General features: G+C 43.3%; 18 protein-coding genes and 1 pseudogene. All 19 read right to left on the bottom strand.

Features of this window, described 5'->3' with window-relative positions; translation table 11 throughout:
- A partial coding sequence (locus AAE250_RS20870) for a leucine-rich repeat domain-containing protein (RefSeq protein ID WP_342289423.1) occupies nt 1–4608 on the bottom strand: 4608 nt, incomplete at its 3' end.
- Nucleotides 4609–4625: 17 nt separating this feature from the next.
- Nucleotides 4626–4835: a hypothetical protein gene (locus AAE250_RS20865; RefSeq protein WP_294599896.1), complete on the bottom strand. Its 210-nt coding sequence runs from the start codon at nt 4833–4835 to the stop codon at nt 4626–4628.
- On the bottom strand, nt 4820–5104 hold the full coding sequence (locus AAE250_RS20860; protein ID WP_294599899.1) for a hypothetical protein: 285 nt from the start codon (nt 5102–5104) through the stop codon (nt 4820–4822). Before AAE250_RS20860 ends, AAE250_RS20865 begins: the two co-directional genes overlap by 16 nt.
- 1 nt (nt 5105) lies before the next feature.
- On the bottom strand, nt 5106–5387 hold the full coding sequence (locus tag AAE250_RS20855; RefSeq protein WP_294599902.1) for a hypothetical protein: 282 nt from the start codon (nt 5385–5387) through the stop codon (nt 5106–5108).
- 16 nt (nt 5388–5403) lie between these two features.
- On the bottom strand, nt 5404–9957 hold the full coding sequence (locus tag AAE250_RS20850; RefSeq protein ID WP_294599904.1) for a hypothetical protein: 4554 nt from the start codon (nt 9955–9957) through the stop codon (nt 5404–5406).
- 83 nt (nt 9958–10040) lie between these two features.
- Complete coding sequence (locus AAE250_RS20845) at nt 10041–10457, bottom strand: hypothetical protein (RefSeq protein ID WP_294599907.1); 417 nt, start codon at nt 10455–10457, stop codon at nt 10041–10043.
- A 4145-nt stretch (nt 10458–14602) separates the two neighbouring features.
- A pseudogene (locus tag AAE250_RS23665) lies at nt 14603–16927 on the bottom strand (tape measure protein); the annotation flags it as partial.
- A 206-nt stretch (nt 16928–17133) separates the two neighbouring features.
- The gene (locus tag AAE250_RS20835) at nt 17134–17520 is read right to left on the bottom strand and encodes a hypothetical protein (RefSeq protein WP_294599913.1); all 387 of its coding nucleotides are present in this window, start codon (nt 17518–17520) and stop codon (nt 17134–17136) included.
- Between the two features lie 64 nt (nt 17521–17584).
- The gene (locus AAE250_RS20830) at nt 17585–18124 is read right to left on the bottom strand and encodes a hypothetical protein (RefSeq protein ID WP_294599914.1); all 540 of its coding nucleotides are present in this window, start codon (nt 18122–18124) and stop codon (nt 17585–17587) included.
- A 6-nt stretch (nt 18125–18130) separates the two neighbouring features.
- Nucleotides 18131–18538, bottom strand: a complete 408-nt coding sequence (locus AAE250_RS20825) for a hypothetical protein (RefSeq protein WP_294599917.1) — start codon at nt 18536–18538, stop codon at nt 18131–18133.
- Complete coding sequence (locus tag AAE250_RS20820) at nt 18522–18833, bottom strand: hypothetical protein (RefSeq protein WP_294599919.1); 312 nt, start codon at nt 18831–18833, stop codon at nt 18522–18524. The genes AAE250_RS20825 and AAE250_RS20820 overlap by 17 nt, the downstream gene beginning before the upstream one ends.
- Entirely contained in the window at nt 18824–19162 is a 339-nt protein-coding gene (locus AAE250_RS20815) for a hypothetical protein (protein WP_294599922.1), read from the bottom strand. Before AAE250_RS20815 ends, AAE250_RS20820 begins: the two co-directional genes overlap by 10 nt.
- Nucleotides 19162–19494: a DUF6706 family protein gene (locus AAE250_RS20810; protein WP_294599925.1), complete on the bottom strand. Its 333-nt coding sequence runs from the start codon at nt 19492–19494 to the stop codon at nt 19162–19164. Before AAE250_RS20810 ends, AAE250_RS20815 begins: the two co-directional genes overlap by 1 nt.
- Entirely contained in the window at nt 19491–19823 is a 333-nt protein-coding gene (locus tag AAE250_RS20805; protein WP_294599927.1) for a hypothetical protein, read from the bottom strand. Before AAE250_RS20805 ends, AAE250_RS20810 begins: the two co-directional genes overlap by 4 nt.
- Nucleotides 19824–19833: 10 nt before the next feature.
- On the bottom strand, nt 19834–20955 hold the full coding sequence (locus tag AAE250_RS20800; protein ID WP_294599930.1) for a hypothetical protein: 1122 nt from the start codon (nt 20953–20955) through the stop codon (nt 19834–19836).
- 11 nt (nt 20956–20966) lie between these two features.
- Complete coding sequence (locus AAE250_RS20795; RefSeq protein WP_294599931.1) at nt 20967–21563, bottom strand: head fiber protein; 597 nt, start codon at nt 21561–21563, stop codon at nt 20967–20969.
- A gap of 2 nt (nt 21564–21565) precedes the next feature.
- On the bottom strand, nt 21566–22216 hold the full coding sequence (locus AAE250_RS20790) for a hypothetical protein (protein WP_294599933.1): 651 nt from the start codon (nt 22214–22216) through the stop codon (nt 21566–21568).
- A 176-nt stretch (nt 22217–22392) separates the two neighbouring features.
- The gene (locus AAE250_RS20785; protein WP_294599936.1) at nt 22393–22758 is read right to left on the bottom strand and encodes a helix-turn-helix domain-containing protein; all 366 of its coding nucleotides are present in this window, start codon (nt 22756–22758) and stop codon (nt 22393–22395) included.
- A gap of 11 nt (nt 22759–22769) precedes the next feature.
- Entirely contained in the window at nt 22770–23063 is a 294-nt protein-coding gene (locus AAE250_RS20780; RefSeq protein ID WP_294599937.1) for a type II toxin-antitoxin system HigB family toxin, read from the bottom strand.
- Nucleotides 23064–23075: the final 12 nt, after the last annotated feature.

The following is a 23075-nucleotide window of genomic DNA, read 5'->3' as shown; positions in this document are numbered from 1 at the left end:
TGCCCATTCTCTAAATAATGGGTCTGTCAGGCGTATTGCAGGCTCTCCAATCATGACCAAATTTAGCCGCTTGAATGTACTTTTCAGCGCCTGCACTGAGTCCTGATAGTACTTAGAATGTACCGTGATAGTACCTTCCAGCACGGGTATAGGGTCTTCGCCAGCAAGTCCTTCGGCGGACAAACCAGAATAGCTTCCATCTGAAAGCAACGCCAGCATGTCGAGTGCATCGGCGGTGTAATACTCTTCAGTAAAACCGACGGCGCGGATGTGCTTCAGGGCGTGACTGACACTCTGAGATTGTTGCGCCTCTATGATGTCGGAGAGCAGCTTCATGGGAGCCAGCAACGGGCAGTTTTCAACCCAAAAGTCTGTGACATTGGGCGCGCACTGGCCGATACGCAGGCCGTCAGTGGTAAGCAGAGGGAAGTTCTTGAAATTGATATACTTGTTGTTGGCCGGGTATTCGATCACTTCCAAGCTACCGCCTTCCGGCACTTTGATTTGGCTGAGGTTCGTGCCGTCAGCATATATCTCGCGGATATTTTGGCAGGCACTGAGGTCAAGCGCACCTTGCAAGGTCTTGATGTTAGATACAACTACCTTCTGCATGCTGCCACAGTCTGATAACGTGAGCCCAGTAATGGAGATAACAATGCTTTCGGTCTTGCTTCCAAGGATAAGATCGGTAAGGCGCTTGCCACGCACGATCATGGTGCCTGAAACATTCTTCTTGTGCCAATCACCGATGCTTTGCAACCAACTCGCTCCCTGGATGGCATTCTGCTGGTCGGCACTTCCTCCGAGGTCGATAGTTATCTTGCAGGCTTCACCGGCTTTGGTTCGCGCTCCTTGTACGATAGATGTACCGTTAGCGATGGCAGGGTACATGTCAAAAGCGGGAGTTATCTCGTAATCGATCAGATCACCGGCTGCACGAACGATGATAGTGTCGGTGCCGTCAGCGCTAAATAGCCCGTAGTTGTACTTCGACATGATGTACATGATACGCTTCTTCATCCACGCGGTTTCAGCGGAGCGGAAATCACCGTGGCTCTGCGTGATTGGGTCGGTATCATTCGTATACTGTCCCTTGTCATAGGCTATCTTGGCTATCTCGTACCGTTTCGCGTCGGCGTTTACAAGAGTGGCGGGGAAGTAGTCTTTTATTCCGAGATAATACTTCCTGTAAAAGCCGTACACCTTGTCATAAGGTGTTCCGGATGACTGCCCGCTAAGACTCTCCATTGCAGACAACATCTTCTTCATACCGGCAGCGATTTCCGCGGAATAAGCCAGTTCGAGCATATTCCAGAACACGGATGTCTCACCGTTCCAAACGGGCTGGCCGTTATCGTAAAAGTCGTGCATTTCGCAATAGTATGGTTTTCTGTCCTGACCTTGATTATCAATAGGCATAATTGTATCGAGGTCATCCTGACGCCACTTCCACTTGCTCCCGTCGTTCCCGAAGCAATAGGGGTAGGTATTCTTTGCCCGGTTGTCGGTACCGGCAATAAACTCTGTAAAGTTGTGGTGAAATACTGCATCCGGGATGTCGAAGTACTCCGGGACAGTAGCACGGAACAACTGCACACGTGCAACGCTGAAGAATCCGTTTATCTCATACGAACTGTAACCGGATAAATCAGAAGGAAGATAAGCCGCAAGCTGTGTGCGCAAATTGATAGCACCATCGCCCACATCAGATGAAATAAACTTTCCCTCTGCGGCCTCATAATAGTACAGGTTATACAGGTTTGCATCTCCTGCCTTCGCAATCCAGTACTCATAACCCGTACTACGATAGGCGGTGACCTGAGCATTCAGTTCATCCAACGTGCCGTTAAACGGCTGGATTCGGTTATTACACTGATAGACCGCATTGTAGGCGTCAACCCATTTTTGCGTAGATATAGGTTCTGTCTCGTCTGCATTCAATTCGCCCGCATCGAAGTCCCAACAATTGGTATTGTTGTACTGGAATGCCTCTTCATCAGCGTTGTATGCCCAATATGATTTACTGCGATTCCAAGGCACGCGGAACAAAGCCCCGAGCGGAGCATTATCCGAACCTTCCACAGATATCAGGTTCGGGAATTTATCGGTGTCATAACCAAAGCAAGCGGCATCCCCCTTATCCGGGCCGAAGGTAAATTCTCCCATACACGTATATACATCCTGACCCTCTTCATTAACAGACTTTGAAAAACCAATAAACGGCTCTTGATATACAGAGACACGTACATCATTATCCTCTTCCATTGCCTCATTTTTCAGACCAAGCGCTTTGAATAAATCGGTGTAGGCGGCCACGCTGCCGGCCTTATGGTCTTGCATGGAGCTTGCCCAGTTCTTCTTCGCAGTCAGTTTACTGGCCTTCGGCACACCCTCAAACATGCGTACCTTACCAAGTTCAGTTGTACCGTCAGCGTAGGTCACAAGGGATTTTATTTTATTCCCCAATGCATCTTTCATCGCATTCGCCTTGAGACGAACGTTCCACTCATAATATTTCTTTGATGATGTTCCTTGACCTTCAATCAGTAAATTCAACCAATGAAAATTATACATCGGCTTTTCTTTGAAGAAGACTTCAAGGTTTCCATAAACACCGGCAGGGTTATTCAGATTTGGGAATGGCTGGTCGATAACAAAAACATTTTTCCTTTTTTTTGTTGCTTCAAAATCAACATTAACGCCTTCCGCATCCTTCACATCATTGGCTTCTTTCTCAATCAACTTCTCATCCGTAGTTGTAAGCTGATTGATGAAATTCTTATGCACCGCTTCTTCTGTCAGTGCAGCGTCATAGACGCGTAAGCCGTACAGGTAAAGGTTCGCGTAATCATTTCCAAGCGTTATCTTACCGTTGTTGCGGAAGTAATCATTGCTCAGATATGCGTACTGTCTGTTCTTCCTCCCGTCGATGTAGATACATACGAGGTTAAAGCCTGCGTTACCGTAAGCATCAGGCATCACAGTTACCGTCAAACGTTGGCGTACATCGTTGTCGATAGGCACATCCTGCGTAGTGCTGTCATGTCTCGACTGGGAAAACATGGAGATATTTTCGCCTGATACCCGCAAACCTACATTGTTTTCCGCAATGGTGATAATGTCCTTGCTGGCATCTGCGGCGTTTTTCACCTTATAATCGATCTCGATAGTCTTACCGCGACGCGCGGCTTCCGTGGCGAAGGGCTGGTAGTCAATGATTGCTTTGCTTCGGGCGAATATTTTCAGAATCTTCACTCCGTCTTCGTCCGTTCCCCAGCCGTCGTTTCCCCAGTTAAGGTTTTGCCAAGTAACAGGGATGGTGGACTTATCCACCTCGTTGACGACGCTTTTATAGTTGGTCTGAGAATTGCTGCGAGTCTTTGGATTGATGTATAGTACTGCACCTGCTGTCGCGGAGTAGCCAAGTGAGTTGTTGACGGCTATTGTGATGGGAGATATCAAAGCCGTGTTCCCGCTCGTTGCTTTCACGATAACCTCGAAGTTCCTGTCATCGTCGGTCTCGACCTCCATCGGATAAACTAACGTATTCTTGGCATTCGTGACAATGGCGTTGTTCTCCGAATAAAAGACTTCCTGATCATCTTTGGTAACCGAAAACCGTGCATCTGTCAATGCCGATAACCCGTCGTAGATGGCATAGTTGAATAGAGTGTTATCCTGCCAGTTGGTAAGCAGCTCTGCCACATTGTTTACACACATCAACTTCACGGATTCGCCAGCCGTCTTGATACACATAATATTGACTGATACGGCTTTCGTCTGGATAGTATTGTCCGAATTGGAAAGATAGAAACTCACATTGTATACTCCCGTGGCTCCCGGATGCTCCAACGTATAAATGTACGGAGTATCAAGGTATACGGCAGTACCTATCACCTTATCGTAGCTCTTATTATATCCGGTACCGGTGACCGTCACGTGCAGCGTCTTGTTGATGTTGCCGTTGATGATCATCGGGATGGAGATACTACCGGCGAAGGCCGTCCACCATGCAAAGTTCGGTGCGCTAATGCCGAGTGATGTCAACTGTACGATGTACGTTACCGGTGCAGTAGTTTTATCAGTGTTTTCGCCTTTGATGGTGATCTTAATGTTGTTGCTACCGGATGATAGCCATTCCGAAACATCCTGCTTGATAGACACGCCGGAAGAAACCTCCATTTGCTTGACTACGGTGAAATCCGCATATTTGGCATTCTTGACCATGATAGTACACAAACCGAGTTCACCCGTGGCTTTATACGGCTCACTGATGTCATCCCGATATTGCGACACAAACGTAAAGTCAAGCACGCACTCTTCGCCGTATTGGCTGGCGAATCCCAATGATTCCATATTGTTTCGCACGTACACGCTATACATCGTCCCGGCACCACCACTCAGTTCCCGGACAAGTTGTTCAAGTGCTGCACCGGAACCGCCATCGTAGGCCGTGCCAGGAGTTGTGCCAATCACAAGCCCGCTGCCGCCTTCCTGCAACTCCGTGACAGCACGAATAAGTTTATTGAATTCATCTGCTGTCAGCTTCCCGTTCCGGTTAATCCCGCCGTTCTCTACCTTATTACCAAGTCCAGATATATCTTCCATATCCCTAATTATATCAGTTAAAAAGTCATCGGGAACGTATACGGGAATCCGTTCTGACGTTCCTCAACTAAATCTTTCGTTCCGGCAAGAGCATTCAGGATGATCGGCAGTTCATTACACTCCAATGGTGTCATGGTACTCTCAATCATCCGGATATCAGCGCGACGGGTTACCCCGTCCTCGTCTTTCTGCCCTCCGTGGATGCGGAACTTTATGTATTTGAGCATGACACCTCTGCCAAAGTTTTCTCAAAGTCATCAAACATTGCTGTGCGCTCTTCCGAGGTAGTCGCATCAAACAAGGAAAAGGCATATCGCTTTGTAGATGCTACATAAGAGATACTACCTATGTTTCGGGTCATTTCTTTAGACTCCTTCTTGATTTGTGCTTCAAGGTTAGTCACTTGATTTTCTCCATTGTATGAGATTGAGTAGTTCAGTCTGAAATCACCAATTGCAGACTGACCGGTCTTGATTACATCACCTGTAAATTCCATATTATGCCTCCTTTGGGTTTAATTGGTTAACGAGTTCCCGCTTGATACATGCAAGCAGGCCTGAATTACGTATTACGGCTTCAAGAGCCTTGCGATAACGTTCGGGAATTTCCACTTCACCTTTGGAAAAGAAAATTTCCTCTGCCAACTTTTCAAAGCCGATATCCAATAAGATGGTACCGTTGTACTTCATTAAATTACCAACATCTTCAGTTACGTCGAAAGACTTTTTATCACCGTTGAAGGAGGTTTCCGCCTCCAATTTCTTAAAATTGATTTTCATAATTCATATATTTAGTTTATTTCCTGCTATAAGTTTTGGTAAGATTGAAATTCTCATAGAATTTAATACCAATAAGCGGCGATATTTCTACAGAGTATATATTACCACCAGAAGTATGTTGTAAGTATAGAGAGTCGGATCTAATAATAATTTGCTCATTATCATCTCGAAGTACCATCCCCATTTTTCCACCAATATCAAGCCCTGTGATATATCCAAATGCTCCAACTTGATTACCTTGACCATCATATATTTTCAACCCATTATCTTCTGCTCCAGGAGTACTAGATAGCTTATCAACCCCTACAACAACATAGTTACCTCCAGAAGAAGATGATGATTTTATGGTTCCTACAAATTCAGCCAAACCTTTATCATCCCAAGTTATATTACCACTCGCCAAACTGCCGCTACCATCGTTTTCCAATAGTATTTTATTAGCGATAGAAACCCTTCCTTTAAATTCTCCGCTATTGACAATGAAATTATTAGCTGTGACATTGTTCATGGTGATATCGCCGGATGCATTCCAAGAAATATTTCTATTTACCAGATAGCCGGTATTATCATTCCCTAAGTACCAAGCACCGTTACTATTGTATATTGATCCGTCAGCTCCAAGTACTATATTATTTTTGTGAATGCTATCAGCATCAATTATCCAGCCGCCCATATTACCTGATATTGATGTAATTATGCCATTAAACGTACCACTTTCTACGACTACATTCTTCCCGTGGAAAATGCCTACAGAATCAATATAGAAGGGGTCTGCTGCCGTATTGATGTTCTTTACTGAGACATTCTGAAACGACCCGGAAGTAGCGTTTACTTTGCCGTTAAATGTTCCGTCTGTAGCGGTAATTGTACCCTTTACAGTAACAGCGCCAACAGCATCAATATAGAGGTTGTCAGACGGGGTGTTAATGCTCTTTTTCAGAGTTATGTTCTCAAATACTCCTTGCTGGAATGAACCGTACTTGAAGGTCGCATTTGTCGCGGTGATTTCGCCGGATATGGTTGCATTATCTACTCCCATGCTGCGGGCATTTAGATAGCCCCATTGGTCAATATGGAACGGATCACCCGGACTATTGATATTGCTTACAGTCACATTTTGGAATGATCCGGCAGTGGCGTAGACTGTACCGTTGAACTCTCCGTCAGTAGCATTCACTGTACCATTAAATACACCGTTGTTAGCCGTAAAGTCGGTCATCGTCACATGCCCGTTGGTGTCAACGACGAACTTTCCGTTAATCATGGTCTTGCCGATGAAGTCAATCTTATCGGCGCGGATTACGGCGTTTGAAGTGAACTTCCCGTTTGCATCGGAAATAAAGGTTGCAATCTCAGCTTTGCTGACAACACCGGCATCATCAGCATAGGAGGACATGAGGGCCGAGAAGTCCTTCGTGAGCACCAAACCGTTCTTGTTAATCGAAATGATGTTACCATCCTTATCAACACCGGTCACCTGCACAGCTGCTTCTATCTTATCCTCCATCTGTTTGATGTAGGAGGAGGTCACCTTGGTAGATGCACGCCAGTGAGCGATGCTGAATGCTTCTCCGGCTTTCTTTGCCTTGATACACACAAGCGAATCATTATCGTACAAAGTAGAATATGTAGCGTTGACCCACATGTCTCCAATATCATAGTCGGATGCAGTAGTAGGTTGAGTTAGGAATACACGCTTCTTGGACGCAGCAGCTTCCAGTGCGGCAATGGTGTCTTTGTCGGTGATTTCGTTCCAAGCATACACACCGGTACTGAGTACCTCCCAGCGATAACAGCGACCGCCACCGACAGCCGGGTTCTTGCTTGTATTGTAGAAAAGGTCACCCTCATGCAAGGATTTGGATTCTTCGTCTTTCCAGTCGCTTGCCGGGGCATTGGTCAAGGTAGGCAGATAGTCTCCCTCCCAAATGACCATGAGTTTATCCGACACGTTGCGCAAATCATCGATGTCAGCGCCAAGATTACCTACTTCCTTATTGAGATTGCTCAGACCTGTGTTAAGATTACCCAAATCTGTACTGAGATTTCCTAAACCAGCGTTAACATCGCCAAGGCCAGTGTTAATATTGCCGAGCTCTGTATCAAAATTCCCCAGTTCTGTTTCTACATCCTTTCCGCTGGCAGTGAGGATGCTCTTAGCTTTGATTACCAATCCATCTTTGGTATACTTTAAGTAAGAGCTTTCGTCACGAGCACCAATATACGCGTCACCATATACACGCATGTAGGCGCTACTGGTTGACTTATTAACGCCGAAGGAAATAATGTCCTTTTTCGTCAAGTTGAAGTCGTTGATGCCGGTGTATAACGTGATGGACGGGGATGTCTCATTGGTTGACGAAAGCACTATTGCACTCTGAAGGTCTACGTCTGTACGGTGTCCTAAACCGATAATATCGTCACCAGCGGCCGGCACGTCGCTTCCTTCGTCACAGATGCTCTTAGATACGTCGATATAGTCACGCCCTACAGCCATGACCTCACGCCAGTAGTAGCGGTTGGAAGCGTTAAGGGTTGTACCTTCGACAATGTTGCACTCCTTGGCTTGTGCCAGCGAGCCGACAGAAAACTCGTTTGCTATCGCTTCGCCATCTTGCTCGGCAAGGAAGTAGCACCTGTAGACACTGGCGAGTTCTTCCACGCGGACACACTTCATGCCGGCATGGGTGATAATCTGCTCACCGCCCACGTGGGTGGCTTTCTTTACCTGCAACTCGTCAAATACGGCTTTGATCTTCACGTACAGACGGTCAACAACGGCCTGGCTGGTGCCATCTTCCCGCAAGGTGATGCCGCTACCGTTCTTGCCAATCAGCAAGCCTTTGAGAAACGTGATAATCTCTTCCGCTTCATCCGGGGCATTCTTCCGGAGGAACATCCGAAGGGTGCGCAGTGCAGAAAACACATTGAAATTGCTCGCAGCCGTCGAATCGTTGGTCTTGATGACATAGATGTTACTGCCTCCCGAACTTGTGAAGGTTTGTCCCTTGAATGTCAATTCCTCAACCTTGCCCTCAATATCAGATATGCGCGAATAGGCAGCGCTTTCGCCGATAGTGTACTGCGGGGAGTCATAAGGAATATCCAGTTTGATTTCAAAACCTATAACGCGAGATTGACGCCCATTCTTGAAATAGGCGGGATTAATCAGGTTGATACGCTGACCGATATCGAAGCTATGGTTGATTTGGTCTTCATGTACCCAAATCGAGTTGAGCGTAGCTGTATAGGTGCCGTCGTCGATGCTGAGTTTGGCGAGGTACTTCTTCGCGGTGGCAAGCAATTCCTTCTCTGCGGAAGCGATTAGCCCCAACTCTTCAATCTTCTCAGCATTCCAACCACTAAGTACATAGGTATTCCCGTTTTCGGGAAGAAGCACCTCATCAGGCAATGGCCTGCCGTAGTCCTCATTCAATACGATTTCCCACAACTGGGCGTCTGGGTTCCAACTACCATCATCGTTCTTCTCGGTCAGTCCAAGCGGGTTGAACATAACCCCGAACTCCATGCCGTTCAATTTACCAGACTCAAACTTAATTTTGAGTTCGTTTCCCTCGAGTATGTAGTCCTTGGAGAAGTTAATACCGCTATCCTTGAATCGATAGAAGGTAGCTTTTGTCTTCGTGCCGTCCTCATTCTCTACCTCACTTTCGTAAGAAGTGACGTCGCTAATGGTTCCAACTCGGTGAGGATAGATATCATCAAAGACTACTACCGCTTCGATAGCTTCCAAGTCGGTTATCCCCTCATAAGCATCTATGTAGGGCGTGCCGGCCGGTAGCATCAAACGCTTCTGTACGATGCCACCAACCACCATACTGCTGTCTACCAGGCGATAGTTAGTAGGGATATTCCGCGTTGAGCCGAAAGGATAAATACGAGTAGCATAAGTACCCTTGCTGTTACTACGCGTCATGTCCTTTGCCTCCTTGCCAAGTTCGATCGTCACAGCGTCCGAAAACTCACAGCGTCCGAAATTAATTACGTGATCTGTCACCCAGCAGTCACAGCCCCATTTATCTGCCATGCTGAACACAGCATCCAACAAATTGGTATTGTCGTATGACATCAACTTAGCCGAGTTCTCGACAGTACTATCTATGGAAAACTCGAAATCCTTTCCCTCGTAAGTATAACCAAGAGCTTTAAGATTGCGAAGGAATACACCCATCTGGACATCCAGCGAAGCGGTGAGGTTCCAAGACGCTTCTTGGCCTCCGACTTCCGGGGTGTACTTGAAAATCTTTGTTTTCCATTTGATATAGTAAGCGTCGAGACGGAGTTCGTATTCATACCCGGCAGTAGACGTGTTATACTTCGGGTAGGACATGTCTACGATATCGTAGATTTTAGCCAATTTTCCGCCCATAGAAGCATCGAGCACACCGCGCAGGTCAACGTAATCACCGACCTGGAAGTCAATCGGAGAGTTGGAGTTAAAAGGCAATACAATATAGTCCTCTTTCTTCATAGAGAACTTCCCCTTCGCCCCGGGATTAAAGCCGATAGAGAAGCGGATATTGCCTTGTATGTCTTTGATATCTATCATAACGTCCTCAAAGGTCGGAGATAAAAAAAAGAAGCCCTAAAATTTAGAGCTTCCATATTTCACAATGACATAATAGTGAAGAATTAAGTCCTTAGACTTGGATTAGGTTCGCAAAATTTTGCTGAAATTTTACAAAATGTACGATCAAAACTCTGCGCAAAAGAGATACTTTTCCCAAGATAAATTAGATGGTAAATATCACTACCGTTTGCCGGGACTTGGATGTTAATTGCCCCCTTATACAATTCCTCATAGAAAGCCTTTTTCTTCGTTTGGAAATCAGCTTGTGAACTGCCTACTATGGTAAACACAAGAGTAAACTCCCGTTCATCAAGTTTTGGGTTGTCTGTAATAACTTGCTTACCATGCTCTAAACGTGATTTATTCTCTATGAATTCCTTCATAGGTACAGGTGCTCCCAACACATCAAGAAAATTGTCTCCCATCCTAACGCTCCACTCTTTAAAGGCGTCTTTGTTATTAATTATTAGCTCTGCCATAACTATATTGCATTTTTTATATCTCGTTTAATCTCATTCGTATTATCAAGCACTTTTGGGCTATTCTTGGCAAGGATAGCAGAGTTCTCCACTATGTCCTTACGATCCAAATTTCCCTCTACTTGAAACGTTCTCATTTCATCTACAATTCCTCTCAGATTAGATACTTCGGTAGTCAAAGCATCAATCTTGGCATCCGGAAATATAACCGTCATTTGCGGCTGATAGCTACTCGCAAGAACTTCCTTTGTCCGTTCTGCAATCCCCGGAGAGGCCGTAGCCGTCAAAAGGGGAAGGTTTTGACTTGTAAGATCAAGCAATGACATCTTGTCGTTTATTGACGATAACAAAACGGTCTGCTTAACTGCTTGATTTTTAATCTCCTCCCCTGCTGTTTGTAAAGCAGTAAATCGTCCATTAAGTTCCTCACCAGTATCTTGAGACATAGCTTCAAAGCCTTTAGAAGAAGCTTGCTGAGAATACATAGAATCGAACATCTGGTTAATGGCGTCTACCTCCTTCTTCATGTCATCAACCATCGTCTGCTTCATGGAATCAAGGAGTTGTTTTTCTTCGGAGGTAAGTTCACCGTCGCCCATAGCACGTTGCCACTCATCATACCATTTCTTCATCTGAGGTTTGAAGTTCTCAACATACATAGCTTTAATGAGAGCCTTACGCATGTATTCTCCCATGTTATCAGAAATATCCTCAGCCTTAGCTTCGACATCATACAATGAGTTCAGCATGTCATCAGAGAAGGACTCCCATTCCTGCTCAGCTTCGTTCCTTGCATTCTCCATTTCTTGAGCGGCTTCCTCTGCGCGCTTTATTGCACCGGTATCAAGCGAAGGGAATAGACTGTTGGCGGCATCGATAATCTCAACACCTGCCTTCTGAATCTCGGCTATCATTTCGTCCAGAGTCTTGCGTTCCTCAGAGTCGATGGCACCATCTTTCATGAATTCAGTGTACTTGTCGTACCATGCTTGAATCTGTGGTTGAAGTTGGGCTGCAAACATGGAATCAACGAGAGCGTTTCTCATGTACTGATAGATGTTATTGGCTACATCTTCTGCTGTGGCTTCCGCGTCATAAAGAACCGACTTTATGCTATTAGAGAACGAATCGAACGCCTTCTTGACCTCTTCACCTGAATCCGTCCAAGCATCACTGATTTCTTTAGCAGCATCGGCTACCTCTTTACCGATTTCGTCAATATCATTCTTGATATTGGCACGTTCTTCGTCAGTTACAAGACCGTCAGACGAGTATTCCTTCCATTTATCCCAAATGGCTCTAATACGTGGCTCGTACTGCTCGACGTACATAGCTTTAATAAGCTCCCTTCTCATGGAATCAGCGATATTCTTGGCGACCGCTTCGGATGTCACTTCTGCATCATACAGAGAATTCAAAATGCCATCTGAGAATGACTTGAATTCCTCTTCAAGCTCTTTTCTTAGATTATTGGAAGTAATACCAAGCGTATCAGATAAGATGTCTTTAGCGGCTACGATATCGTTGGCAAGTTTCTCCGCTTCGCTTCTCAGAGCATCCCGTTCACTATCGGTTATATCACCGTCAGACATGGCCGCTTGAACTTTCTGATAGAATGCCTCGATCTGCGACTGGAAAGTATCAGCAAACATCTTCTCAACCATTTGCTGACGGATGTACTCAAAGATATTGTCTGTCACATCCTCAGCTGTGGCCTCAATACTGGACATGGCAGACTTGACACTCTCAACGAATGATTGCATATCTTCAGCATCCTTTAATTTGTCGGCAAACAGGCTGTTTACGCTCTCAACCCCCTTCATCATCTGCTCAATGTACTGGTCTACTTGGGATCCAAGTTGTGCCATATCATTCTCTGATAATCCGTCTGCTGAAAGAGTTTCAAAGTTCTTATACAACTCTTCCATCTTGCTCTTGTATTCCTTATCATACAGAGCATTTATCATAGCTTGCCGGAAGTAATCGTAGATGTTGTCGGAGACATCCTTAGCAGTTGCATCCAAAGAAAGAAGAGAACTTTGCATTTGACTGACGAACGATTCAAATTCTTGAGAAGAAGAAGTATTATACCCAATGGCAGCAGCTATGGCGTCTCTTTCAGCAAGAGCAGCATTAGTTATTGCTTCATATTTGGCTTGTAGATTTGCCATTTCACTATCAGAAATTCCACCATCCTTATTCGCATCTGCAAACTGCTCATACCAGCCTTTAAGCTGTTCTTGGAACTTATCACCAATTGTATTAGATAAAACAGCTTTGAACATATATTCCCGGAAATCATCTGAAAAATCTTTGGCCGAAGCATCCATATTCATCAGAGTATCAAGAAAACTGCTATAGACATTGTCAAATGTAGTTGCCGTAAGCTGCTCTCTCACGGCTTCCTGAATATCTTCAACACGTTTTTCTCCTTCTATAATTTTGTTCAAGTAATCTTGTACATCATCATCCAGCTTCGCCCAAAATGTTGGTGCTTCAGACTTTAGTTTATCCAGTTGCTCCACCGACAAATTGAAGAGGCCAGTCATACGTCCATCTCCGATTTTATTTTCATCAAATGCATTGCCTAGTGCAGCCTTTGCTTCATTCCATCCTTCCGATGACATTCCTTTACGAATACGAACACCAATAGAGTGAGAGCCAGTACTTGCGCCAGAGTTCAATCTTTCCAATCCGAGAGTACGATATGACTCAATACTTTTACGTACGAGTTCCTCTGCCTCTTGTCCTACCTTATAAGCTTCTGCTCCATAGGACATTTCAATATACTCCTTCTTCTTGTCAATTAACTCATCCCATATCTCATTCAGATTGTTATACTCCTCGACCATATCGTCATAATCGGAATAGTCCGCTCCTTTGAAAAAGCTCATATCCAGGAGTCCGAATGAAGTTTTTTCTATATCCTTTATTGCTGCATCCCGAAGACTACTAAGCACATTACTTACAAGGTCGGTAACGAAGTCAGTAATACCTTTATCGCCTATCGTGTCAAGTATTGAAAGAATAGCAGCGATAATACCTCCAATTTTACTTTTTGATTCCCCAAGTACATCTACAAGACTCGACACAGCATTACCTATATTACTCAAACTTACATCTGTACCGCTGAGTTGTTGCATGGCACCAGCTACAGAATTCAAGTTACTAACGGTTTTATCTGCTGACGTTTGTACATTGGTTTGTGCATTTTGAAGCTTGATTTCTGCAGCATTTTTCTTCTTCGTAGCCGCCTCTTTCTGCTGGTCTGTACCATTCTTCATAGCCTCATTATACTCTTCTTGGGCTTTATTCAATTCCCTTTGAGCATCAGCAAGCTCCTGTAATTGATTGGGTAAATCACCAAGCAATCCCCCTTTATCAATGATAGCAGTTTGTATATTGTTTAATGATTCATCAATGATTTTCTTATCTTCAAGACTCATTGATTGGTATTCGTCAGAGTCCTTGAACTCTTTGAGTTGCTTTTTTACTTTATCAAGGCTCTTCTTTGATGCTTTGCTCAAATCACCGAATACCATTTCCCAGTTGATTTCCTGCTTCAACTTATTCATATCAAGAGAAGATAAGGCTTCTTCCATTTGCTTTTGATAAATCGCAGCATCACCAGCAGTAGAGGCCTCATTTATCTTCATCTGATACTCTTCAGTTATAGCTTGGCGTTTCTGTAAGAATGTACCATATTTAGATAGATACTCATTCCAAGCAGATTCTTGGTCGCGTATTTGATCATCAAGTTGACGATTTTGGGTATTTCCTATAATTGTATCAAAAGATGACGTATTGACAGATACAGAACTGGCATCAAAAGTTTTCTTCACATAACCTTTATTTTGCTTTGCCTTCAATTCCTCTTGAGCATTAAAAAGATCCTTCTGAGCTTGAACATAAGCACGGATATAGTCTTCTTTCTGACGTTTCAAAGCTTGGAGTTCCTTCTTGTTGTTAAGCTCCCGTTGTGCTTTTCCCTTTTCGTAACCATTAGACATCGCATTAATCTTCGACTGAGAAACTTGATTCTCTAAATCTTCTTGCTGGCGGCGGCGATCAAGCGCCTGTTTGGATTCCATCTGAAGAATCTTTTCATTTTGGGTACGAATCTGCGCTGCCTGTTTCTCTTGCTTGGAAGTATTAGTAATGCCACCTAAATCTTTGTAGGCTTTTTCGGCCGTTTCCTTACGTTTTTTTGCATCATCATACTGTTTAGACGTAAATTTATCTTTGTCCTTTTCAATCTCTGACAAGGCTTTCTTAGCATCTTCCCAATCTTTCTTTGCTTTATCATAGTCTTGCTTATAGGTGGATTTCTTTTCTGCCAATGCGCCATTTATTGAGGAAATAAGACTTTCCAAATTTCCACCTTTAACCATCATTCCACCAACATTAAAACCATTACGCTTTGATGCAGAAGATTGGGCCATTTTTAATTCAGCCTCTAATTTTTCTTTAGAATAGTTTTTAAGATTGGCCTTATATGCAGCAATGTTATCATCGAGGACATCTTTTTGATACTTCTTTAAAAGCTCAGAGTTTTTTTTAAGTTCTTCTTTTATACGATAATACGACTTGTCCCCTCCATTGATTCTTAATAATTCTTTGTCTTCCTCCGACATATTTCTTTGCAAGGTCGGATTTTTAATCAAGCTCAAATATCTTTGTTGCTTCGCTATCTCTGCTTTCAAAGTGTCATAACTATCCTTTCTCCCCTGCACTGAACGCTTTGAGTCTTCTTCATTGATTTGCTGCTTCAACTTTAGGATATCTTCCAACTTTAACTTCTCAATATCATATTGTCCAAAAATTTTCGGATATTCTTTGCGAAGTTCTTCTAACGATTTTTGTCGAGTGAGAGTAGCCAGACTTTCATCTCGTGCAGCCGTAAGAAGTTTCTCTATTTTCTGCTTATGCTCTTGCTCTTTTTTTGATGCAGCGTCTTTAATGTCATTGTATTCTTTTTGGGCACGTGCGGCAGCAGTTGTACTATCAGACATTGCCCACATTGCAGCACCTAATCCAACTACAGCAGTAGCCAACAGTACATAAGGATTGGTAAGCATGGAAGCATTCAATGCCAGTTGCGCCTTCCTCGCCAAGACACGGACATTCGTTAAAGCAATCTCTGCCAATGTATGTTCGTTCGTCGCAATAGTAGAAAGCATCACGGCCGTACGATACGTACCATAAGTTATGACCAATCCTGCCAATACTTTGCCTACTATTTCATAGTTTTCAATTAGGGAGGTAGTCATCTGGATGCCAGACATGATAGCACCCTCTCCTTTCGTCCCAAGTTCATTAAAGACATTATCCAAAGCATCTTGCATCATGGAAATCTGACCGTTGATAGTCTTTGACGCGTTTTCGGACATATTATAGAACTTCCCACCAGCAGCAGTAGCATCAAGAAATGCCTGTTGTACCATTTCTGCGGAGATCGCACCTTTTGACATCTCATCTTTCAGCGTAGCAATGGATTTACCTGTCTTTTCAGAAATGGTTTGCAACGGATTAAATCCGGCATTAATCATTTGATTGAAATCTTGCCCCATAAGTTTACCAGCAGCCGACATTTGACTGAAAGCCAAAGTGAGCGAATTGAACTTTCCAGATTCTCCCATTGAAATATCAGACAAAGCTTTCAGATACTTTATAGTGTCCTCTGCCTGTATGTTGAATCCAAGCATCATCTTTTCGGCACCAACCATATCCGTCATAGTCAATGGAGATATTTTAGCCAGTTCTTTAACTTGCGCCATGAGCAGCCCAGCTATATCCTTGCCTACCATCGTTTCCATAGCGGTCTGCATGGATTGAAACTCACCACGCACGCGAATAAGTTCAGATCCTAATGCTTTCAAAACACTCACCCCGCCAATGACAGCCAATGCCTTTTTCCACGAAATAGCAATGCCGTTATTCGTCTCAACCACCTGTTTGCCTTCATTCTTATAGAGGGAATACTCATCGCGGAGTTTCTTAACAGAAAGCCGTGCTTCAGCTTGCTGTTGGGTAAGTTTAAAAAGCGCATCCCGCTCTTTTCCAAGAGCTTTTTCCTGCTCTCTGATATGATTTAGTAATTCTTTATCTTCACCGCCTCTTGACACTATCGTTTTATACAACTCCTTATTTTTACGAATTGTTGTTTGCAGAGTTCCGATAGCATTTTTTTGAGCGATAATCTTCTCTGTAAACCCATTTACAGACTGTGAAGCATCAAAAATTTTCCTCTTGAATCCGTTCTCCATCTCCGCACCAGCTTTAGCGGCACCGGCTACTAACTCATCCATTCGTTGAGTGGATGCGGCAAGGTGAGTATTGAGTGTTTTGAAAGCAGCAGGTGATTGCGTACTATCCATACCTTTCAATTCCTGCTTTAACTTGGCTATCTCATTTCTTAATTTTACGACTTCCTCCCAATCGGAAGCCACGCGGAATACGAGCTTTGGCATATATTATTATTTTAATGGATTTCTACCCTTTGTTTTAAAAAACTCTTCTTCTGAGACTTCCTCCATAACATCTCCGTAGACTGTATGGAGCCTGTCTTTCTGCATGATAACCATGTTCCGATATGGTATCTTGTACACGACTTCATCATAAGACAGATGCAGATTTTCCATGAACGATGCGATCTGTCCAAGCAAGCAATTGTTTCCTATCGCTTCTGCTTTGCTGTCAGATTTGCTACGTTCTTGGCTAAAACTGACAGCTTGTAAAAATTTTCAGCAGAAATTGTTGAAAAACCTATTTCCAATGCTTCTATCACTTCATCAAATCCTCCATGAGATAGCTCTTCGTAAAGACTATCATCACCTTGTATAATCCATGAAAGTGCATGGGAGGCTACGCTAATATCTTTTAAAGAATGAAGCACATCCACAACTGTGGCCGACTCTTTCAAATCAGAAAGATAATATCCTGCGCCTGCTATCTTGTGAATTGTCAGTGGATGGATCACATAGGCTTCCCCATTCACAAATACCGTCTCAAAGTCTTTCCCTAAAACGGCTGCACTTACTATTTTTGATGCGTTATTTTCCATATCTAAACTAAAAAGGCGGTGAGCAATCACCCACCGCCATCCTTAAACGTTACTTTTACCTTAATTATGCCGTAGGAGCATCTACTTTTTCACCATCAAACCAGTATTCTCCGGCTACACCTTCGGCGGAGTTCTCCATTGCGACAGCAGAAACACCCAAACCGATATTCTTCTCAACGAAGTTACCCTTACCGATTACTGCGGCATTGGTAAATACGATATAGTTACCAGTCTTAGTCATTCCGACAACTGCCTTATTGATGATTTCCGCAACCTCCGGTTCCTGCCAACCTACGACAGTATTACTTTCTTTTACAAGCTCACCGCCTTGCAGTTCCTTCTTGTCTTCAAAGGCATACTCACCCATAGTGAACGCCATAGTTTTTGCACCTTTGGCAGTCACATCCTTGTAGTACACCTTTCCAGTCAACTCATTGATGTAATCAGTCGTGGTCGGGTCATCTTCTGTGTAACCCCAAGTGTCCTGATGGGAGTTTTTCACTTCTGTAGCGGTTCCTAACCACGTTTTCAGAGTTGTAGGAGTAACGGCAGCAGTAATAACCGCACCGTACCAAATCTTTTTAATTCCAATAAAAGGTTTCATATACTTCTATTTTACATTTAATACTTGAAATAAAATTCTCACATTCACATAATGACACTTCAAAGCAGTGTCCGCTTCTCTTGACATCCAGTTATCACCACCATTCTCATAAGAACAAGTAGAGCCATTATATTTAACTACGTCTCCATATTTGAAAACTGGTTTAACTATCTGTTCTATTTCATTAAGTCTAACGGTGTTTGCGCTTCCATCGACATTCAAAGGAGTACAGAAATTGATATTGATGAATGATTTCTCCCATATCTTCCCATTACTCTGCGAACCTGTCCGTATCACAATACGTTCGGATTTGATTTTTCCCTTCGGCTCATCTAACCCGTCATATATTTCTGCAATACCAAATTGCTCACAAATCTTACGAAGAATACAATAAACATCACCAGTCGTTATCATTTTCAAATTCTTCTTTTAGTCGTTTCTCCGCAAATAAAGCGGCACCACTTAAAACATCAAACCCTTTAGATTCCACGAATGAGGCGTATTCTGCTTCATTTTTCAGAGTTAACCCGTCTTTATCAACATCGTAGTCATTGGATGTTCTCAAAGTGAGTGTATGGTCTTGATAATCGCCATGTTCTTCCGCGTATTTAACAGCTTCATCGCCCACATCAATCATTTTCTTCTCGACTTCCCATTCTCCATCTTGAAAGAACTTGTCAACATCCGAAAAATCTGCATCTACATCCATATATCACACCTCCCTTTTAGGTCCTCGATATAACACTCTGCATTTTTCTTAACCTCGCCTTCTCCAACTGTTTTACCGGTAATCTTGTCCAAGCAACGGACTTTCGTACCTAATGCTATCTTCTCCCCTTCATATACTACATGATAAGAATACACCCAAAGAACACCATTGATAGAAACCTCCTTTGTTTGGGAATTATCATGGCAGAAACATTCAGTTAATTCATCCCACGATTCGCCACCAGTGCCGGGTATTGGTCTGCCAAACTCATCTTTTTCAAGCGGAGTAACCGTCCTAATGACTAATATATGTGGAGCATCTTCTAACATTATAGAAAAGTCAATTTAGGTTTGTTGATATTAAGTTCATCCTTGACACCAAGTTGTTTACACATGGCTCCATAGAAATTCAAGAATCCTTCTTTATTAAACGCTACAGATTTCGAGTGACCGTTTTCAGACACAGAATAAGATTGAGGACTTGCTACAAGAAATGGGGCAAACTTCAAAATACCAAATATGATTTTATTGAATTGCTCATCACTGTATTCCTCGTCTCCTGAGATTCCCGAATAATGGGCAATCGTTAAGAGTGCCGCATTATTCAGGTTTATCTTTATTCCTGCAAACAAATCCTTTATGTAGTCGTTTACCGTCGTCATACCTCAATACCTAAAGCCTTTTTCAAAGCCAAAGTCTTTTCTTCGTCCAAAGCGTCCACATTCACAAGAAGAGTTTCCTCTTTCATGTTCATAGTACCTTTTTCACCGATAGACTTCAACGCTTCAACCAACTCTTTCTTCTCAAACTCCTTTTCAAAGAGGGAGATTTTAACCTCCTTCTTTTCTTCGGGAACTACAACACGTTCAGCCAACTTGCGACTTTCCAAGTCTGCAACGCGGGCTTCATCCTCAATTTCGAGAACTTGCCCCGGTTCGTAATACGTACCAGTGAACTTGTCACGAAAGACTTCTGTAACTTTTACTTTCATAGTCACCTCCTTATGCTGATTGGATTGATGCAATATCGCTCAAGTCGATATTGGTAATCAAGTCCGGGTTACTGATTTGCGGAATCCACTCTGCCGTATATTCCATGTAACGACCGTTCTTGTCACGGTAGTTGGAAACAAGCATCTGACCGTCTGCCGGAGTATAAGTACGTCCTTGTACCGGGTCTGTAGCTTCATACGGGGTGTGGTGGCGCATATAACCGATTTGGTCAGAAGGTAACAGAGAAATACGGTTGTCCGCATAAATCTGTACGTTCTTACCTGTCTGGTCTTTCACGTAATCTTCCTTGATTTCAATACGAGGCAAACCGATGCCGGTGAACACTTCGGAAGCCAAAGCAGAAGAAACCAAACCGGTACTCAACTTCATCTCGTTAGTGCCGAGAATCATCTTGTACTGTTCGCCAAATTCAGAAGAACCAATCACGTGCTTGTTGAATGTCGCACGTGTCATAATCATCTTGGCGTAAACCCCATAATCAGGAGCCAAAGAATGCAGTTTCTCTCTCAAATAAGAGATAAACATATTCTTGCTGTCAACAACAACATCAGCTTTGGCAGGTTTGATGAAGTTGAACGGAAGAGCAATCTCCAACAACTTGTTGTTGGTCTGGCCGGAAGTGATTGCAGCGTCCTTATTATAAACAGTGGCTTCACCAAGCATCAACAGAGCACCGACAATGATATCCATGCGCTTGTGAGCAGCAAGGGTAATCTGACGATAATCATCTGCCAAGAAGCTAACAATCTCCTCCATAGCCGCCATTTGGTCGGCAGGTTTGGCAACATTGAACTTGTCAATCAAATCCTGCAACTCGGAAAGACGGTCAATAGACATCTGGTAAGCATCACCCAAGTAGGCGATTTCACCATATCCGGAACCGATGTTCCTGCGTTCGCGGATTGGTTTCTCTCCAAAACGGGAATTGATAGAACCGGCCATCACGCCAGTTACAGAACCGATATAATCCTTGAATACACGGGTGGTCACTCTACGGAAAGTAAGATACTGTTGCCAGTAGATCGTGTCCTTACGCGTTTGGTTTACACGTCTGATGATCGCGGAAACAATGTTTGCATCATCGAATAATGTTTGAATCGTTAAAAACATATCTTACCTCCTTACTCGTTAAATTCAAACCATCCCTTCAAATTAGCCTTGTCATTCTCGGAGAACGGCATAACCAACTTTGAAGGCTCAATCTCTGCGGCTGTACGAAGCAATGACACCAGTACGATACCATCTTCCACTTTGGTACGGTTGTACAAAGCGGAGTTTGAAACATACTTCTGTTTCGTGCCATCTACTGCGGTAGCCTCGAAAAGAACTGCATCCTTAGCGATGTTTTCACCGAAAGCTGCTTTAATAGTCAAGACATCATAGTCTTTGTTTGACTTGTCGATAGAGTCTACTTCGGCGCCATTCTTGCCGTTCCCGACAAACATTCCCTTATAAGCCAAAGAGTTCTTGGCAATCTTGATAGACAAAGCCGTATCACCGGTGGTATAGGCTTCGATAACTTGCACATTGATTACCGCGTATGAAAACTTGTTTTTCAAGTCTGCATAAATCGGGGTAAATACTGGCAGGAAACTTCCCACCACTAAGTTCGTTGTGTCGAGCTTGTACGGACCGCGTCTACGGATGCCTGTTTGGACATCGTAACGTTCCTCTTGCTCAACAGGCGGAACTAAATCATACTTAAATCCTGCTGACATAATTAATTCTTGTTTTGTTCAACAATAGTTTTTGTTCCCTCGTCAATCATCTTGGCAATAGATTCAGACTCTTTCTCAATCTTTTGCTCTGCTGATTCGGGAGGGGTTACGCCTTTGAAACCGTCATTTGCAAAGTCCTGCTTCAAATCCTTGAAATAAGCATCCAAGTCTTCATCGTCTTTGATGGCACATCTCTTAGCGTAATTTTCGGGAATTCCGTACTCCTTTGCCTTTGCCAAAATCTGCTCTTGACGGGTAGCCTGTGACTTCTCAGCCTTGAACTGGGTAAACTCATCGGAAAGAGGCTTGACAGCAGCACTCACCGCGTTTGCAATGATGGTTGTAATGTCGGGCTGTTCTTCCGGTTTCGGATTTGGGTTAGGATTTGGGTTAGGGTTCTCGATTGGCTTACCGTCTTTAAGGTTATGCTTCTTCTCGTAGTTCAGAACTGAAGTACGGGTAGCATCCCCGGCCCGGAAATCGCCATAGGAATTTAACACGTCCGGAAAGCCTACTCCATCCACGATTGTCTGTACTTGGCTTTCGTCCGTTACACCCTCTGCCTTTTTAGTGGCGATCCGGGTGAGAATAGCAGCATCCACCCCAGTAAACTTGGTTTGAAGTCCTGCTAAAATAAGTTCTTGAATATTCATACTGTATGAATTAAATTGTTATTTGAAATTCGTGGTATAAAAGTAGGAAGTAAGTAGGTGGAAGGGAAATAATTGGATAGTGTAGAATTCACTAAGAAGGGATTGTGAAGAAATAGCATAAAAAAAGCGTGAAACCGGGTAGGAATCACGCCTAAATAAGTTTGGAAAGAGAAGTTTTATACTCCCAGCACTATATTAGCATCAATATTCAATTTCCGGCTCATCTCACGAGCAACCTTCAAGGTCGGCTCACACTTCCCAGAGAGATACTCACTTACACGTGACGGACTAACATTCAACAGTTCCGACAGCTTCGTTTGAGTAAGCCCAAGTTCATACATACGAAGTTTAATAACATCAACTAAGGAAGGTGCTTCTATTGGATAATGTTCTTCTTCATAATCAGCAACTAAATCAGATATTAAGTCCAATTCAAGATAATTTTTATCATCAATTGGAGTATCATTGCCAACAACCTTTAGCAGTTCTTCGACTCTTGCGCAAGCCGCCTTGTACTGTTTTTCTGTTTTTATCTTTGCCATATTCTAATATTTTAAGCGTTAGAACAATCTTTATTATCATATTCTTTATGAGTACCAATCCAGCGGATAAATACCTTTTTAGCGGCAAACAATACCAGTGCAACCAATCTGTAATCGTTACCTTTGATATTAAAAACAAACCTGTCATTGCCTACATAATCCACACTGTTGAATGTTTTTTTAATGTCAGCCAAACATGACCAATCTGCTTTTTCAGTCTTTTTATACCAGTCACGTAGAGGCACGTCAGAATCAGCGTGCTTTATAACATAGTTTCTTATAGCTGCAAATGATATTATTCTCATAACATATTTATT

It is taken from the genome of Bacteroides sp. GD17, assembly GCF_038448625.1.
Classification (GTDB): domain Bacteria; phylum Bacteroidota; class Bacteroidia; order Bacteroidales; family Bacteroidaceae; genus Bacteroides.
Note: the sequence above shows the minus strand (reverse complement) of the source record. Positions and strands in the feature narration are given on the sequence as shown.